3 protein-coding genes are annotated in these 2,117 nt (G+C 61.5%); all 3 read left to right on the plus strand.

Going from position 1 to position 2,117, the window contains the following annotated elements:
* Positions 1 to 399 (plus strand): YidC/Oxa1 family membrane protein insertase (locus tag AC5DC2_RS23335; protein WP_491700209.1); only part of this gene is annotated, 399 nt, incomplete at its 5' end.
* Positions 400 to 754: 355 nt separating this feature from the next.
* Positions 755 to 1,405, plus strand: coding sequence for a ribosome biogenesis GTP-binding protein YihA/YsxC (gene yihA, locus AC5DC2_RS23340; protein ID WP_024708323.1), 651 nt, complete (start codon positions 755 to 757; stop codon positions 1,403 to 1,405).
* A gap of 89 nt (positions 1,406 to 1,494) precedes the next feature.
* Positions 1,495 to 2,117: acetylglutamate kinase (argB, locus tag AC5DC2_RS23345; protein WP_491700210.1), on the plus strand; the 623-nt coding region annotated here is incomplete at its 3' end.

Genomic DNA, 2,117 nt, shown 5'->3' on the forward strand with positions numbered 1-2,117 from the left:
ATCGAAATGCGCCATGCGCCGTTCTTCGGCTGGATCCAGGACCTTTCCGCGCCCGACCCGACCAGCGTCTTCAACCTGTTCGGCCTGCTGCCCTGGGGCGTTCCGGCCTTCCTGGCGATCGGCGCCTGGCCGCTGATCATGGGCTTCACCATGTGGCTGCAGATGCGCATGAACCCGACGCCGCCGGACAAGACGCAGGCGATGATCTTCAACTGGATGCCGGTGGTCTTCACCTACATGCTGGCGCAGTTCCCGGCCGGCCTGGTGATCTACTATGCCTGGAACAACACGCTCTCGATCCTGCAGCAGTCGATCATCATGAAGCGCCACGGCGTCAAGATCGAGCTGTTCGACAATCTGAAGGGCTTGTTCCGCAAGAAGAAGCCGGCTTCGGAGTAAGGGCGACGGCACTGCCGTTTCCCTCTCCTTCTAAAGGGTCTGAAGACCGGACGCACTGTCTCTGCAATTAAATCCGGCAGTTTTGCCGGGCTCAGACGGATGACAAGCCTGTCCTTTTTTGGGGCGTCATCCTCGGGCTTGTCCCGAGGATCCAACCACCGTTCCGCGCGGGCGACGTTGGCGTTTCACAACGGATTTTGTCGGATTGACCTGTCGCCCGAGACGCTTGTCGCGCCGATATGTGCTTAGATGCTCGGGACAAGCCCGAGCATGACGGCTGCGAGTGGGTCAGGCTTTGTCAACGAACTGAACCCGGTACCCTGCCGGGCATTTTCTTCATGGTAAGGATCGGGATATGACCCAGCCTATCGACAAAGACGCCGCCCTCTTCGCCCGTCCGTGGATCTTCATCCGCGGCGTGCCGTCGATGAAGTTCCTGCCGCCGGAAGGCCCGCCCGAGGTCGCCTTCGCCGGGCGCTCCAATGTCGGCAAGTCGTCGCTGATCAACGCGCTGCTTGCCCAGAAGGGGCTGGCGCGCACCTCCAACACGCCGGGCCGCACCCAGGAGCTCAACTATTTCGTGCCCGACGGCTATTCCGGCGAGGGCGAGGACCTGCCGCCGATGGCGCTCGTCGACATGCCGGGCTATGGCTATGCCCAGGCCCCCAAGGCGCAGGTCGACCAGTGGACCAAGCTCGTCTTCGACTATCTGCGCGGCCGCGCGACGCTGAAGCGCGTCTATGTGCTGATCGATGCCCGCCACGGCATCAAGAAGAATGACGAGGAGGTGCTTGACCTGCTCGACAAGGCCGCCGTCTCCTACCAGATCGTGCTGACCAAATCCGACAAGATCAAGCCGCCGGCGGTCGAGAAGCTCCTTGCCGCAACGTCGGAAAAGATCCGCAAGCGCCCCGCCGCCTTCCCCGGCATCGTCGCGACCTCCTCGGAGAAAAACGCAGGTCTCGACGATCTCCGGCTGGCGATCCAGCAAACCGTGGCCGGCTGAGACCTGCGTTTTACTTCCCGCCGCAATATTCACTATGGCCCGCGGATGCGCTAAAAGGCCGCGAGGACCAAAGCACCCCGGGGTAATCCATGTCATTGTCGGAAAGCGAAGTTCAGGCACGTCTGCTGGTGCAGGCGCTGCCCTATATGCAGAAATACGAGAACAAGACCATCGTCGTGAAATATGGCGGCCATGCCATGGGCGATGCGGAACTCGGCCAGGCCTTCGCCAACGACGTCGCGCTTCTCAAACAGTCGGGCGTCAACCCGATCGTGGTGCATGGCGGCGGCCCGCAGATCGGCAACATGCTGAAGCGCATGGGCATCGAGTCGAAGTTCGAGGGCGGTCTTCGCGTCACCGATGAGGCCACTGTCGAGATCGTCGAGATGGTGCTTGCCGGTTCGATCAACAAGGAAATCGTGGCGCTGATCAACCAGACCGGCGAATGGGCGATCGGCCTTTGCGGCAAGGACGGAAACATGGTCTTCGCGAAGAAGGCGAAGAAGACCGTCATCGATCCCGATTCCAACATCGAGCGCATTCTCGATCTCGGTTTCGTCGGCGAGGTCGACACGGTCGACACCACGCTGCTCGATCTTCTGGCCAAATCCGAGATGATCCCGGTGATTGCCCCCGTCGCCCCCGGCAATGACGGCCATACCTACAACATCAATGCAGACACTTTTGCCGGCGCGATCGCGGGCGCGCTGCG

Source organism: Martelella sp. (assembly GCF_984369615.1).